This is a genomic window from Fictibacillus solisalsi (genome assembly GCF_900103485.1).
GTDB lineage: Bacteria > Bacillota > Bacilli > Bacillales > Fictibacillaceae > Fictibacillus_C > Fictibacillus_C solisalsi.
Window position 1 is genome coordinate 1 of the sequence record NZ_FNHW01000002.1, and the last position, 14,622, is coordinate 14,622.

At 47.6% G+C, this 14,622-nt stretch carries 12 protein-coding genes; 10 read left to right on the plus strand and 2 right to left on the minus strand.

Features of this window, described 5'->3' with window-relative positions; genetic code table 11:
* Positions 1-180 precede the first annotated feature (180 nt).
* The 5 genes from pcrB (at position 181) to pruA (ending at position 8,213) form a co-directional block, all read left to right on the plus strand.
* The gene (gene pcrB, locus BLT53_RS17330; RefSeq protein WP_090236975.1) at positions 181-870 is read left to right on the plus strand and encodes a heptaprenylglyceryl phosphate synthase; all 690 of its coding nucleotides are present in this window, start codon (positions 181-183) and stop codon (positions 868-870) included.
* 72 nt (positions 871-942) lie between these two features.
* Complete coding sequence (gene pcrA / locus BLT53_RS17335; protein ID WP_090237527.1) at positions 943-3,180, plus strand: DNA helicase PcrA; 2,238 nt, start codon at positions 943-945, stop codon at positions 3,178-3,180.
* A gap of 33 nt (positions 3,181-3,213) precedes the next feature.
* Complete coding sequence (gene ligA, locus BLT53_RS17340; protein WP_090236976.1) at positions 3,214-5,223, plus strand: NAD-dependent DNA ligase LigA; 2,010 nt, start codon at positions 3,214-3,216, stop codon at positions 5,221-5,223.
* Positions 5,224-5,267: 44 nt separating this feature from the next.
* A complete protein-coding gene (locus tag BLT53_RS17345; protein ID WP_090236978.1) occupies positions 5,268-6,467 on the plus strand; it encodes a CamS family sex pheromone protein in 1,200 nt (399 codons plus the stop codon).
* Positions 6,468-6,665: 198 nt separating this feature from the next.
* The gene (gene pruA, locus BLT53_RS17350) at positions 6,666-8,213 is read left to right on the plus strand and encodes an L-glutamate gamma-semialdehyde dehydrogenase (RefSeq protein ID WP_090236979.1); all 1,548 of its coding nucleotides are present in this window, start codon (positions 6,666-6,668) and stop codon (positions 8,211-8,213) included.
* A 146-nt stretch (positions 8,214-8,359) separates the two neighbouring features.
* On the opposite strand, the gene BLT53_RS17355 is transcribed toward pruA, so the two are convergent.
* Positions 8,360-9,055 (minus strand): FHA domain-containing protein, encoded by a 696-nt coding sequence (locus tag BLT53_RS17355; protein WP_170834413.1) that lies wholly within the window; start codon positions 9,053-9,055, stop codon positions 8,360-8,362.
* Positions 9,056-9,192: 137 nt separating this feature from the next.
* Between BLT53_RS17355 and bla the strand changes: the two genes are divergently transcribed.
* Positions 9,193-9,993: a subclass B1 metallo-beta-lactamase gene (gene bla / locus BLT53_RS17360; protein ID WP_170834414.1), complete on the plus strand. Its 801-nt coding sequence runs from the start codon at positions 9,193-9,195 to the stop codon at positions 9,991-9,993.
* 48 nt (positions 9,994-10,041) lie between these two features.
* Here bla and BLT53_RS17365 read toward each other — a convergent pair whose 3' ends face one another.
* Positions 10,042-10,440 carry a DoxX family protein gene (locus tag BLT53_RS17365; protein WP_061974958.1) on the minus strand — a complete coding sequence of 133 codons (399 nt, stop codon included), beginning with the start codon at positions 10,438-10,440 and terminating at the stop codon, positions 10,042-10,044.
* 364 nt (positions 10,441-10,804) lie between these two features.
* On the opposite strand from BLT53_RS17365, the gene BLT53_RS17370 reads away from it, so the two are divergent.
* The 4 genes from BLT53_RS17370 (at position 10,805) to gatB (ending at position 14,494) form a co-directional block, all read left to right on the plus strand.
* On the plus strand, positions 10,805-11,158 hold the full coding sequence (locus BLT53_RS17370) for a DUF3905 domain-containing protein (RefSeq protein ID WP_090236983.1): 354 nt from the start codon (positions 10,805-10,807) through the stop codon (positions 11,156-11,158).
* A 130-nt stretch (positions 11,159-11,288) separates the two neighbouring features.
* Positions 11,289-11,576 (plus strand): Asp-tRNA(Asn)/Glu-tRNA(Gln) amidotransferase subunit GatC, encoded by a 288-nt coding sequence (gatC, locus tag BLT53_RS17375; RefSeq protein ID WP_061974955.1) that lies wholly within the window; start codon positions 11,289-11,291, stop codon positions 11,574-11,576.
* A gap of 15 nt (positions 11,577-11,591) precedes the next feature.
* Positions 11,592-13,049 carry an Asp-tRNA(Asn)/Glu-tRNA(Gln) amidotransferase subunit GatA gene (gene gatA / locus BLT53_RS17380; protein WP_090236985.1) on the plus strand — a complete coding sequence of 486 codons (1,458 nt, stop codon included), beginning with the start codon at positions 11,592-11,594 and terminating at the stop codon, positions 13,047-13,049.
* An 11-nt stretch (positions 13,050-13,060) separates the two neighbouring features.
* Positions 13,061-14,494: an Asp-tRNA(Asn)/Glu-tRNA(Gln) amidotransferase subunit GatB gene (gene gatB, locus BLT53_RS17385; protein WP_090236986.1), complete on the plus strand. Its 1,434-nt coding sequence runs from the start codon at positions 13,061-13,063 to the stop codon at positions 14,492-14,494.
* The last annotated feature ends 128 nt before the right edge of the window (positions 14,495-14,622 follow it).

Genomic DNA, 14,622 nt, shown 5'->3' on the forward strand with positions numbered 1-14,622 from the left:
GTTCCAACGTCTGCCGCTTTTAAACGAGCGTTTCAGCTTTAGTCATCATCCAGCTTCAGCAGCCAGTGCCTCGATCGTTTCACTCTCAACCCTCAACACAAAAATCGTGTTGCTGGTTGAGAGTTCCAACGCTTATCGGCCCTAAACGGCTGCTTCAGCTTTAGTTAACTAGGAGGATTTATGAATTTTGATTATCGGGTTTGGAAGCATGTGTTTAAGCTGGATCCCAATAAGGAAATTTCCGATGCGGATCTTGAAGCGATCTGCGAGTCGGGTACAGATGCCATCATTGTGGGCGGAAGTGACGGAGTAACACTTGATAATACTCTTGATCTGATGTCTCGTGTGCGCAAGTATGCCGTTCCGTGTGTCCTGGAAGTGACCACGATTGAATCCCTCACACCGGGTTTTGATCTGTATTACATTCCGACAGTGCTAAACAGCAAGGATGCGAGCTTTATTGTTGGCCTTCAGCATGAAGCTGTGAAAGAATACGGCGATCTGATGAACTGGGACGAGGTTGTGACAGAAGGCTATTGCATTGCCAATCCCGATTGCAAAGCTGCCGGCTATTCAAGCGCCAATGCCAGTCTTTCATTGGAAGATGTTGTAGCTTATGCGCGCATGTCGGAAAAAATGTTCCGGCTCCCCATCTTTTATCTGGAGTACAGCGGAACATATGGCGATATCGAAGTAGTAAAAGAGGTCAGAAAAGTTCTGGACCGCACCAGGTTTTATTATGGAGGCGGCATTCAAAGTGCGGAGCAGGCCAGGGAAATGGCCATGTTTGCCGATACGGTTGTGGTCGGAAACATCATTTATGACAATGTGCAGGCAGCAATTGAAACGGTAAAAGCTGCAAAAGGATAATTGAATACAGCTTGAGATTCCTTTATGATAGAAATAAGAACAAATGTTTGGGCAGGTGAAGTGTAAATGAGTATGCATCAAATGGTTGAACAGTTGCTGACAGGGCTTAATCCTGAACAAAAGGCAGCCGTAAAACATACAGAAGGACCGCTATTGATTATGGCGGGAGCGGGAAGCGGGAAGACACGTGTGCTGACCCACCGCATCGCGTATTTAATGATGGAAAAAGAAGTGGCTCCGTGGAACATTCTCGCAATTACATTTACGAACAAAGCGGCGCGCGAGATGAAGGACAGGGTGGCGGCAATAACCGGACCGGTCGCGGAGGACATTTGGATTTCCACGTTCCACTCGATGTGTGTGCGGATTTTGCGCCGTGATATTGACCGGATCGGCATCAGCCGGAACTTCTCGATTCTTGATTCTACCGATCAGCTTTCGGTAATCAAAAATATTTTAAAAGATAAGAACATTGATCCGAAAAAGTTTGAGCCTCGAAGCATTCTGGGTTCCATCTCATCATTGAAAAATGAGCTGAAAACGAGCGGCGATTTTGAAAAAACGATGAACGGGCCGTATGACACAGTAGTGCATGAGGTATACCAAGAATATGAAAAACGTTTGAAAAAGAACTCTGCGCTCGATTTTGATGATTTAATTATGACAACCATTCATTTATTCAAGCGTGTGCCGGAAGTGCTGCAATTCTATCAGCGTAAATTCCAGTACATTCATGTGGATGAGTATCAGGATACGAACCGTGCGCAGTATATGCTCGTGAATATGCTGGCTGACCGGTTCCGCAACCTCTGTGTGGTCGGGGACTCCGACCAGTCCATCTACGGCTGGCGTGGCGCGGACATCGCCAACATTCTTTCCTTTGAAAAGGATTATAACGACGCCAAGGTAATTCTTCTTGAACAAAACTACCGATCCACGAAAACCATTCTTGATGCGGCGAACAAGGTAATCGAAAACAACTTTAACCGCAAACCCAAGAATCTGTGGACCGACAAAACCGGGGGCCAGAATATCACCTACTACCAGGGAGATAATGAGCACGATGAAGGCCATTATATCGCGGGGAAAATCCGTGAAATGACCGCCGGCGGCCCGCGTAAATGCTCGGACATTGCCATTCTCTACCGGACGAACGCACAGTCCCGTGTGATCGAGGAAATTTTGATCAAGTCAAACATTCCTTATAATATCGTCGGGGGCATCAAGTTCTATGACAGAAAAGAGATCAAGGACATCCTTGCCTACCTGCGGCTGATCGCAAATCCCGATGATGATATCAGTATGATGCGAATCATCAATGTTCCAAAACGCGGAATTGGTGCGTCGACCGTTGATAAGATTTTGCATTATGGTGCAGATAACGACCTTTCCATGTATCAGGCGCTTCAGGAAGTGGAGCAGATCGGCCTGTCTCCTCGCTTTACCAATGTACTGCGGGAGTTTTCCGAGCTGATCACGAACTGGAACCGGATGCAGGAATTCCTTTCCGTTACCGAGCTTGTGGAAGAAGTCATCGATAAAACCGGCTACCGCGACATGCTGAAGGCGGATAAGTCGCTTGAAGCAGAGAGCCGTCTGGAGAACATCGACGAATTTCTTTCCGTTACCCAGGACTTTGAAAAGAATCAGGACGACAAAAGCCTTGTAGCCTTCCTGACGGATCTTGCCCTCGTGGCTGACATTGACCGTCTGGATGAGGATGAAGGCGACAAGCCGAAGGAATCCGTTGTACTTATGACCTTGCACTCTGCCAAAGGGCTGGAGTTTCCGGTCGTATTCCTGATGGGTCTGGAAGAAGGAGTTTTCCCGCACAGCCGTGCGCTGTTTGAAGAAAGCGAAATGGAAGAAGAGCGCCGTCTGGCTTACGTGGGAATCACCCGTGCTGAGGAGGAGCTGTTTTTGACCAACGCACGTATGCGGACACTCTTCGGCCGTACGAACATGAACCCGGTTTCCCGCTTTATCGGTGAAATTCCGGAAGAACTCTTGGAATCTGAGCAGAAGGAAAAAGAGGCATCTCCAAGCTGGGGCAGACCTTCACGTTCCAATACGGCACCGTCCTTCATGAGACAGCCGGGAGCGAAGAAAACATCACCGGTATTTACATCACCCGGCGGTGAAAATGCAGACTGGAAAGTTAGCGATAAAGTAAAACACCGCAAATGGGGAACCGGAGTTGTCGTCAGCATGAAGGGTGAAGGCGACTCTATCGAACTTGATATCGCCTTCCCTCAGCCGGTGGGGCTTAAGCGTCTGCTCGCCAAGTTTGCACCAATTGAAAAAGTATAGAGTTTACGTGAAAGATTGAAGGAGTTGAAGGATTTGAACGAAGAGCATGCCAGCCAACGGGTGAATGAATTACGTGAGCTCCTTGAAAAATACAGTTATGAATATTACGTCCTCGACAAGCCGACCGTACCCGATTCCGAGTATGACAGGCTGTTAAAAGAACTGATTGAACTTGAAAACAACCATCCGGAACTTCGGGACGAGCATTCCCCGACTGTCCGCGTGGGCGGTCAGGTTCTTGACTATTTCAGAAAAGTGCAGCACAAGGTGCCGATGCTCAGCCTTGCCAATGCCTTTAATGAAGAAGATTTGCGCGACTTTGACCGCAGGGTGCGCAACGGAGTTGGAGACAATGTAACCTATGTTGCCGAGCTCAAGATCGATGGTCTTGCCGTGTCCCTGACGTATGAAGAAGGGCGCTTTGTGCTGGGCGCGACCCGTGGCGATGGAACGACTGGTGAAGACATCACGAATAATCTGAAAACCATCCGGGCCATTCCTCTGCGCATCAAGAACAAAGATGTGTCCCTTGAGGTGCGCGGGGAAGCTTATATGCCGAAGCGCTCCTTCCAAAAGCTGAACGAATCCCGCCAGGAAGAGGGACAGGAGCTTTTCGCCAATCCGAGGAATGCGGCGGCAGGCTCTCTTCGCCAGCTGGATCCAAACATTGCCGGAAAGCGGAATCTGTCCATTTTCGTTTACGGCATCGGTCAGCTTTCCGGCCATTCGGTCGACTCTCATAGTGAGAGCCTGAAATTTTTGCAGAGCCTCGGCTTCAAAACGAATCCGGAATGGCATCATTGCCAAAATATCGATGAAGTCGTCGAGTTTGTCAGAGGCTGGGGAGATCGACGGCCAAATCTTGACTATGAAATTGACGGCATCGTTATTAAAGTAGACTCACTTCATCAGCAGGAGGAGCTTGGGTTTACAGCGAAAAGCCCCCGCTGGGCGATCGCTTACAAGTTCCCGGCAGAAGAGGTTGTCACCCAGCTGGAAGGCATCGAGCTGAACGTCGGACGTACAGGGGTGGTTACACCGACCGCTCTTTTATCCCCGGTAACGGTTGCTGGTACGACCGTCAAACGGGCTTCGTTGCATAATGAAGACTTGATCCGCGAGAAGGACATTAAAATCGGCGATTTTGTAGTCGTGAAGAAAGCAGGAGACATCATCCCTGAGGTCGTTAATGTGATCGTTGACCGACGTACCGGGGAGGAAAAGGACTTCCACATGCCCACCCATTGTCCCGAATGTGAAAGCGAACTGGAGCGGCTGGACGGAGAGGTGGCGCTGCGCTGCCTGAATCCGCAGTGCCCGGCTCAGATCCGTGAAGGGCTGATCCACTTTGTTTCCAGGAATGCCATGAACATCGATGGGCTTGGTGAAAAAGTGATTGCCCAGCTTTTCAGGGAAAATCTGATCCAGGATGTAGCCGATCTGTACACATTGAATAAGGAAGAACTGCTGAACCTTGAGAGAATGGGAGAAAAGTCGGTTGACAATCTGCTTGAAGCTATAGAAAAATCGAAAGAGAATTCGCTCGAGAAGCTGTTGTTCGGCCTTGGCGTCCGGCATGTCGGAGCAAAAGCAGCCAAAACGGTTGCCCAGGTGTTTGAAACGATGGATCGTTTAATGGCGGCCACGAAGGAAGAACTGATGGCGATTGATGAGGTCGGCGAGAAAATGGCCGATTCCATTGAAACGTATTTTAATAAACCGGAAGTTGCGGAGCTAATATCCGAGCTGAAGGAATATGGCGTTAATATGGCATACAAAGGGCCGAGGGTCATCAGGGCAGAAGATGTGGATTCGGTTTTTGCAGGAAAGACGATCGTTCTGACCGGAAAGCTTTCCATCTTAAACCGGAATGAAGCGAAAGAGAGACTCGAAGCGCTCGGCGGAAAAGTCACCGGCAGCGTTTCTAAAAATACCGACCTGCTGATTGCGGGGGAAGACGCGGGCTCCAAACTGGATAAAGCTCAATCCCTTGGTGTAGAGGTTTGGACGGAACAGCAATTTATTGAGGAGCTTGAAAAATAAAGAATAGCTCTGTTCCATCAAGTTATTTGGAGGAGTGTTTTACCATGATAAAACGGATCAGTCTGATCCTGTTAAGCTCCCTTTTGCTCCTGACCGGCTGTCTGAACAGAGACAAGCTGCAAAAGGAAGAGGAAGTTGTTAAGAAAAAAGGGAAGACCGAAGAAAAGGCAATCATTACTGGGGAAATCAACACCGGGGAAAAATACTACCGAAGCATCGTGCCCTTTGAACCCGGCGGCGCCCGCGGCCTGATCAAGTATGGCGTGGACAACCGTCTGGACATTAACGAATTTGAACTTGGTCTTATGAGGATCGCTCAGGACGATTTCAGCACAGACAAGTATTATTACCAGGAAGGGCAATATCTGTCTTCTACCACCGTCAATAACTGGCTGAAGCGTGCAGATGAAAAAGTGGATAAAAACAGCAAGACGGACATGTCGCAAAAAGGACTCAATCCTGCCCTTGGCGTGAAAAAGGATGCGCCTTACAAGCAAGTGCTGGATGCCGAAGACAAGCATCCGAAATACTTATCTTACGTTCTGGAACAAAACTATTTGGTTCAAAGCGGAAACGACAAAGTAAAGCTGGGCGGCCTGGTAGTGGGGCTTTCATTTAACTCTACCTATTATTACAAAGCAACAGACAGCTCCGGCCTGATCTACAATGGATCCAAGAAGCTGCAGGCAAGTGATGTTGCCCAGGAAGCAAGACAGATGGGTCAGCAGGTGTTGAAACGACTGCGTCAAAATAGTTCATTGAAGAATGTGCCGATCACGATCGCTCTTTACCAGGAAGCAGAGAAGGAATCGGTTACTCCAGGACACTTTTTTGCAAAAGCGGAAGCTGGAGCAGGCAGCACCCAGCTGGGCAGCTGGGACAAGATCGATGAGAAGTACTATCTGTTCCCATCAAAAGAAGCCACAGCAAATAAGCGGGATGATGCGGAGAAGTTTAATAACTTCAAATCCAAAATTCAGGATTACTTCCCGAACTATGTGGGTGTCATTGGTAAGGCTCATTACCATGATGGCAGCCTGGACCGGCTGGATATTGATATTCCGATGCAGTTCCAAGGGAAAGCCGAAGTTATTTCCTTTACACAGTATGTAACGTCTTCGGTTATGAAGGAACTTCCAAACGTGCCGGTGACGATTAACATCCAATCTGCGGTCAACGAACCGGAAGCGTTGATCGTCCGGGATGATGGCAGCGGCGAACCAAACGTGCATATTTATAGATAGTGAATGAGACAGACCTTTGAACCCTCAAGGGTCTGTCTTCTTCTATTTGCATACTTATGAAAACCCTTGCAAACAAAGGGTTTATTGTACATTTCAAATAATTCCGACTATTTTTCATAGTTTGAACTGTGGCACGAGTTTAGGGTAGAATAGACATGTTGCATAATGAAAACGCTTAAGCGCATAGGAGGGGACAAAATGATTCGAGAGTACAAACACGAACCATTTACGGATTTTTCAGTTAAAGAAAACAAGAAGGCTTTTGAGGAAGCTTTAGATCTTGTTAATTCCCAGCTAGGCAAAGAGTATCCTCTTGTCATTGGCGGAGAGCGCATCACAACTGATGAAAAGATTGTTTCTATTAATCCGGCCAATAAAGAAGAAGTAATTGGTACGGTTTCTAAAGCAAATAAAGATTTGGCTGAAAAAGCCATGCAAACCGCAGTTTCCACCTTTGAAACATGGAAAAAGTGGTCTCCAGAATCACGTGCCAGCATTCTTTACCGCGCGGCTGCCATCTTGCGCCGCCGTAAGCATGAATTCTCGGCATATCTGGTAAAAGAAGGCGGAAAGCCATGGAAGGAAGCAGATGCAGATACTGCAGAAGCAATTGACTTCCTTGAATTTTATGCGCGCCAAATGGAACTACTGAAAAACGGCGTACCGGTTAAAAGCCGTGAAGGCGAGATCAACCAGTTCAACTACATCCCATTGGGTGTGGGAATTGTCATCTCTCCATTCAACTTCCCGCTTGCGATCATGGCAGGAACAACAGTGGCTGCGATTGTCGGAGGAAATACGGTTCTTCTTAAGCCTGCAAACAACACACCGGTTGTGGCAGCGAAATTTGCAGAGGTTATGGAGCAAGCCGGACTTCCTGAGGGTGTCCTGAACTTCATCCCTGGAAGCGGAGCAGAAGTCGGCGACTATCTTGTTGACCACCCGAAGACCCGCTTTGTATCCTTCACAGGTTCCCGTGAAGTAGGCTGCCGTATTTATGAGCGCGCAGCAAAAGTACAACCTGGCCAAATCTGGCTGAAGCGTGTGATTGCTGAAATGGGCGGAAAAGACACCATGGTTATCGACAACAACGTAGATACTGACATGGCGGCATCTGCGATTGTATTCTCGGCGTTTGGCTTCTCCGGACAAAAATGTTCTGCAGGATCCCGTGCGGTAGTGCATCAGGACGTATACGATGAAGTGCTTGAAAAGGCGGTTGCCCTTACCAAGTCTCTTCGCGTAGGAAATCCGGAAGACCTCGGAAACTACATGGGCCCTGTGATCGACCAGGCTGCGTTTAACAAAATCATGAGCTACATCGAAATTGCCAAAACAGAAGGCAAAGTTGTGGCAGGCGGAGAAGGCGACGACTCTAAAGGCTTCTTCATCCAGCCGACGATTGTGGCAGATGTGGATGAAAAAGCACGTGTTATGCAGGAAGAAATCTTTGGACCGGTTGTGGCATTCTGCAAGGCACGCGACTTCGACCACATGATGGAAATCGCAAACAACACAGAGTACGGCTTAACAGGTGCACTTGTTACAAATAATCGCGAGCACATCGATCGTGCGAAAGAAGAATTCCATGTTGGAAACCTTTACTTCAACCGCGGTTGTACTGGAGCGATTGTTGGATATCAGCCGTTTGGCGGATTCAACATGTCCGGTACTGACTCCAAAGCGGGCGGTCCTGACTACCTTCTTCTTCACATGCAGGCAAAAACAACTTCAGAATTGTTATAAAACAGAAAATCCCCCTGATGGCCTCGGCCATAGGGGGATTTTATTTAGTAAAAATGATGTGTTGGGTGAGTAAATTCTCCGATACCGTGAGTAAACCTCACCATGCACCCTGTCAGAAGAGCTGTCCGGGAACTCGGCAGCTTTTTTTACAGGTGATGATCAGCGTCAAGAGCGGACATCACAAAGCCTTTACGGAGAACCGATTCAATTTGCAGCCAGGGGGACAGCTTTTTTCGTACCCGGTAAATCAAGGAATTCAATTCATCTGATCCTACATCAGGCACACGGCCATCGATCCAGGCCCGCTCATTCCAGACGTGCCGTTTCATTTCTTCCTTTGAAACAAACTGTCCAAGGGAAGCGTAAAGGAGCTGAAAACACTGAAACTCCTTATGGGAGAAATGAATGTCAGTTTCCCTCAAACGTACCTTTTGCAGCACCTCATATACCTCAATAAAGTTGGCAGATGGGCGGCTGACCGGCGTTACAGGATCATAATCGAGCGTCTCAAACGAGTTGGTTACCATATACTTCATGGAAATCATGCCATTGACGAGCGTGATCTGGTCCCCATGATTCAACGAATAGTTTTTATTTGGAACGAGCGGAATGCCGTTCAGGCACGTGCCATGCTTGCTTCCAAGATCCATCAATTGGGGCGCAGAGCATTCGCAATCGATGACACAATGCTGTCTGGAGACGAGCGGGATATGAAAAGCAATCCCGGGAGCAGGACTTGCCCCAAACCGTCCGATGGATAATTTGCGCTTCAAATAAATAAATTCACTTTCATACGGCTGGCCCCGTTCAATCAATAAATGACGCTTTTCTAAAACGTCCATTTCCTTCACCTTCATTTATCTGATTTTTCTGATAGTTATTAGAGAATTGTCAGTCTTGTTCCATTGATGATAAGAATGAGAAAGAATACCATCAATACCATAGCAGGAAATTTCAAGGAATGAAAGGTAGGATGGTCATGGATAAAAAGAAAATGGGAAAAGCATTCGTATGTGGGATGATGGCAGCGGGACTCCTGGCTGCACCGTTCGTTACCGGAGCTCATGCTCAAGTGCCAAAAACAGAAATTAGCCATCATCAAAATACAATCACAAATGAAAGCGGGACAGTGACCCTCACTCAGATCAAGCCCCATGTATGGGTACATACAACCATTGGAGAGTTTAACGGAGTGGCGGTCCCGTCCAACGGTCTTCTAGTGGAAACGTCAAAAGGGCTTTTGCTTGTCGATTCCTCATGGGATGATCCGAAGACTGATGAACTGCTGGATGTCATTGATCAGCATTTTAAAAAACCAATCAAAAATGCGATCATCACCCATTGGCATTCCGACCGGATGGGCGGGATCAAAACGCTGAAAGATAGAGGAATTCGTGTATATACCACAGAGATGACAGCGACACTCGGTATGCAAAATGGATATGAAGGACCGGACCGGCTGCTCGACCCCGTTTTGACGGATTTAAAGTTTGGTGATGTAAAGGTGGAAACGTTCTATCCGGGAAAGGGACACACTGAGGACAACATTACGATTTATTTCCCTCAGTATAAGCTGCTTGTCGGAGGCTGTCTGATCAAAGACCAGAAGGCTGAAGATCTTGGGAACACAGCGGACGGGGATGTACAGGCCTGGCCAGCCTCTGTGCAGCGGGTCATTGACCGCTATCCAAAAGCCAGAACCGTTGTACCGGGGCATGGAAATGTGGGAGGGAAATCCCTTCTTTATCACACGATCGAACTGCTTGAGGAAAACCAATAAAAAAACAGGCAGGAACCTAAGTTCCTGCCTGTTTTCTTGTGTATTGGATTAGAACCAAAGTGCATCAAGAGAGTACGCGCCTGCGCCTGTAAATGCCACACCAAGTGCGACTGCGATCAAAACGAGGTTATACTCATAACCGCCAGCAGTTGACCATAAACCGTTAGCACCGTGAACTTTCACAATGGCCATCAGCATGGTAACAATAATCGCTGCAGCTCCAAGCCATGTCACAAGTCCTGCTGCGAACAACAAGCCACCGCCGAATTCTGCAAGTGCTGCAAACACGGCCATAGTGTAGCCGGGTTTAACGCCAATGGACTCGAGCCAGCCGGCTGTTCCTTTCAAACCGTGGCCACCGAACCACCCAAACAACTTTTGCGCGCCGTGGCCGACGAACAACAGACCTACAACAATACGAATAATAAGAAGACCTAAATCTAACATACTGTTCAACACCCCTTATATAAAATTAGTTAATTACTTACTTTATGTTAGTATTATATGATGAACTCTTACTTTTGTAAAGTACCTTTTAAAATATTTTATTCAAAGGCCTTGTACGCTATTCCAAGACATTCTTTTTTATTGAAGCTGACGCTCTCTGGAATTCAGAAATACATTGAAAAGTGGAACTCACGTTAAGGAGGAATTGCCATGAGCCGGCCTGGCCCATATGCATGAAAGAGAATGGACAATAGTAAAACCTCCATGCATCTGTGGAGGGTTTTTTATTAGGGAAGTAAGGCAACATAAAAGATGCCGATCTGGAGAAATTAGGAGTAACGCTTTTGGATTGGAGGACGTGCAAATGCCGGATAAGAAGAAAGAAGAGAAACTGGATTCCCCCATTCTCGATGAAACCCTGCCCCATCAAGCTGATTCGCCCTCTTTTAAAGGATCAGGAGTGAAAATGCAGGCTCCTTTTGTAAACGAGCATGGAGTGGTGATCGGAGACAGCCTGTACAGCTCGGAGAATTCACCGCTCAATAACTGGAGCGAAGATACAGACCCGAGCATCATGGCTGGCGACCAGTGGGTGCATCCCACCAATGATATCGGATGGAACACGGAAGAAAACCGGGAATTAATCGAAAAGAAGGTCAAGCCCAAGGGCGTTCCCTTTACGCATCCCACTATAGATACGAGCTACAGGAAGGATTAAGAGAAAAAGGCCGGCAATTTGTCGGCCTTTTTTGCTTTAACGTAAAAAAACCCGCCCTTTGTTGCTCATGGGCCTTGATGTTTGGTATCATCTATATATTGTGAAACGTACTGTTTTGGAGGTGGCAAGCTTGTCTCAAATTTCAAAAGATGAGGTAAAACACGTAGCGAACCTGGCTCGTCTTTCACTGAGTGAAGAAGAAGTGGACATGTTCACGGAGCAGCTGGATGCGATTATCGGTTTTGCCGAGCAATTGAATGAACTGGATACAGAAAATATCGAACCAACAACCCATGTGCTGGAGCTGAAAAATGTACTGCGCGACGATCAGGCAAGAGAATCCGTACCACGCGAAGAAGCATTAAAGAATGCTCCTGACGAGCGCGATGGGCAGTTTAAAGTACCGAAGACGTTTTAGAGTAGGAGGCAGCACATGTCATTATTAGAGAAGAAAGTCTCAGAACTGCACGACCTGTTACATAAGAAAGAAATCAATGTGACGGACCTGGTTGATGCATCGTATGACCGAATTTCACAGGTGGAAGGCAAAGTCCAGGCGTTCTTGAGCCTGAACGAGGAACACGCACGCCGTATGGCGAAAGAGCTGGACGATGTGCTTGCAGGGTACCCCGGAGAGCGGATCCTGGCAGGACTTCCGATTGCCTTGAAAGATAACATCTCCACAAAAGGGCTCCGCACCACAAGCGGGAGTAAGATCCTCGATAACTTCAATCCTATTTATGATGCAACGGTCGCTAACCGTCTGTATGAAGCAGGAGCGATTACGATTGGAAAATTGAACATGGATGAGTTTGCGATGGGGTCTTCCAACGAGAATTCAGGATTTCATGTGACCAAAAACCCTTGGAACACAGAGTATGTCCCTGGAGGATCCAGCGGTGGCTCAGCGGCATCCGTAGCAGCGAGCGAAGTGCTGTTTTCTTTAGGATCAGATACCGGAGGATCCATTCGCCAGCCTGCAGCGTACTGTGGTGTGGTTGGCCTGAAGCCCACATACGGTCTTGTTTCCCGTTTTGGGTTGATCGCGTTCGCGTCTTCTCTTGACCAGATCGGACCGATTACTCACACAGTCGAAGATAACGCATATCTTTTACAGGCAATTGCCGGCCATGACCCGATGGATTCCACTTCTGCGAACGTTGAAATTCCTGATTATCTATCTTCCTTGACCGGAGACATCAAAGGATTGCGCATTGCCGTGCCGAAGGAATATTTGGCAGAAGGCGTGGACCCTGAGGTAAAAGAAAAAGTGCTTGAAGCCTTGAATGTGCTTGAGGCACAGGGTGCATCATGGGAGGAAGTGTCTCTTCCGCATTCCAAGTATGCGTTGGCCACGTACTATCTGTTGTCTTCATCTGAAGCTTCAGCCAACCTTTCCCGTTTTGACGGTGTTCGTTACGGCGTTCGCTCAGACAATGCGGAGAACCTTCTTCAGCTTTATAAAAACTCCAGAAGCGAAGGCTTTGGCGATGAAGTGAAACGCCGTATCATGCTCGGAACATTCGCGCTCAGCTCGGGTTACTATGATGCGTACTATAAAAAGGCGCAAAAAGTCCGCACGCTGATCAAGAATGATTTTGAACAAGTGTTTAATGACTTTGATGTGATTATTGGGCCGACAACACCGACGACTGCTTTTAAAATCGGTGAAAAGACGAATGATCCGTTAACCATGTATGCCAACGATATTCTAACCATTCCTGTTAACCTTGCGGGTGTGCCAGCCATTTCCGTTCCGTGCGGCTTCTCCAACGGACTGCCGGTCGGATTGCAGATCATCGGAAAACACTTTGACGAACGCACGATTTACCGTGTTGCTTCGGTCTTTGAACAGGCAACGGAACACCATAAAGCGAAACCGCAATTGTAGGAGGTGCAGGGATGAGCAATTTTGAAACGATCATTGGATTAGAAGTCCATGTTGAACTGAAAACCAATTCTAAAATATTCTGCGGCTGTTCCACCGACTTTGGAGCACCGCCCAATAGCCATACATGTCCGATCTGTCTTGGACACCCGGGGGTTTTGCCGGTATTGAACAAGCAGGCCGTGGAATTTTCCATGCGTGCGGCGATGGCGTTAAACTGTGAAATTAACCGTGAGCAATATTTCGACCGTAAAAACTACTTTTACCCGGATAACCCGAAAGCTTATCAGATTTCACAGCTGGACAAGCCGATCGGTGAGCACGGCTGGATCGAAATCGATGTAAACGGCGAAAAGAAAAAAATCGGCATTACACGTCTTCATCTGGAAGAGGATGCAGGGAAATTGACGCATGCAGCTGACGGATCGTCTCTTGTGGACTTGAACCGACAGGGTACACCGCTTATGGAGATTGTTTCCGAGCCGGATATCCGCACACCGGAAGAAGCGTATGCCTATTTGGAAAAATTGAAAGCGATCATTCAATACACCGGTGTATCCGACTGTAAGATGGAAGAAGGATCATTGCGCTGTGATGCCAATATTTCCATCCGTCCTGTCGGCCAGAAGGAATTTGGTACAAAAACCGAGCTGAAGAACCTTAACTCATTTGCTTTTGTCCAAAAAGGACTCGAATACGAGGAAAAGCGCCAGGAAGAGGAAATCTTGAATGGCGGCGAAATTCTTCAGGAAACACGCCGTTTTGATGAGAAATCCAACAAAACAATCCTTATGCGTGTAAAAGAAGGATCTGACGACTACCGTTACTTCCCGGATCCAGACCTTGTGCAGCTCAGTGTGTCCGAAGAGTGGATTGAGCGTGTGCGCGCTGAAATTCCAGAGCTTCCGGATGCACGGAAGGAACGCTATGTTTCTGAATTTGGATTGCCGGCTTATGATGCAGGTGTGCTGACCGCATCCATCAAGATGGCGGATTTCTTTGAAAAAGGTATTCAGGAAAAAGCCGATCCGAAAATGCTTTCTAACTGGCTGATGGGTGAAGTGAGCGCCTACTTGAACAACGCTTCACGAGAAATCGATGAAACTCCATTAACGCCAGGTAACTTGGCGAAAATGATCAAGCTCATTGAAGACGGCACGATCTCTTCCAAGATCGCGAAGAAAGTCTTCAAGGAAATGATTGAAAACGGCGGCGATCCGCAAACGATCGTCAAAGAAAAGGGCCTTGTCCAGATTTCGGACGAAGGCGCAATTCGCGAGTTTGTAGTGGCTGTTCTTGACCGCAACCCGCAGTCCATTGAGGATTTCAAGAACGGAAAAGACAAAGCCATCGGATTCCTCGTTGGCCAGGTCATGAAAGAGACCAAAGGTAAGGCAAATCCTCCGTTGGTAAACAAATTGATCGCTGAAGAACTGAAAAATCGTTAATTAGTGGGCTGCCGGATGTGTTTCCGGCAGCTTTTTTAGTGGGGTGGAGGCTTGCGATGGAATTCAACCATAATTGCACCAAAATCAAATGGATTGCCTCTCTGCCTCATATGGTAGAGGGCGTTTTT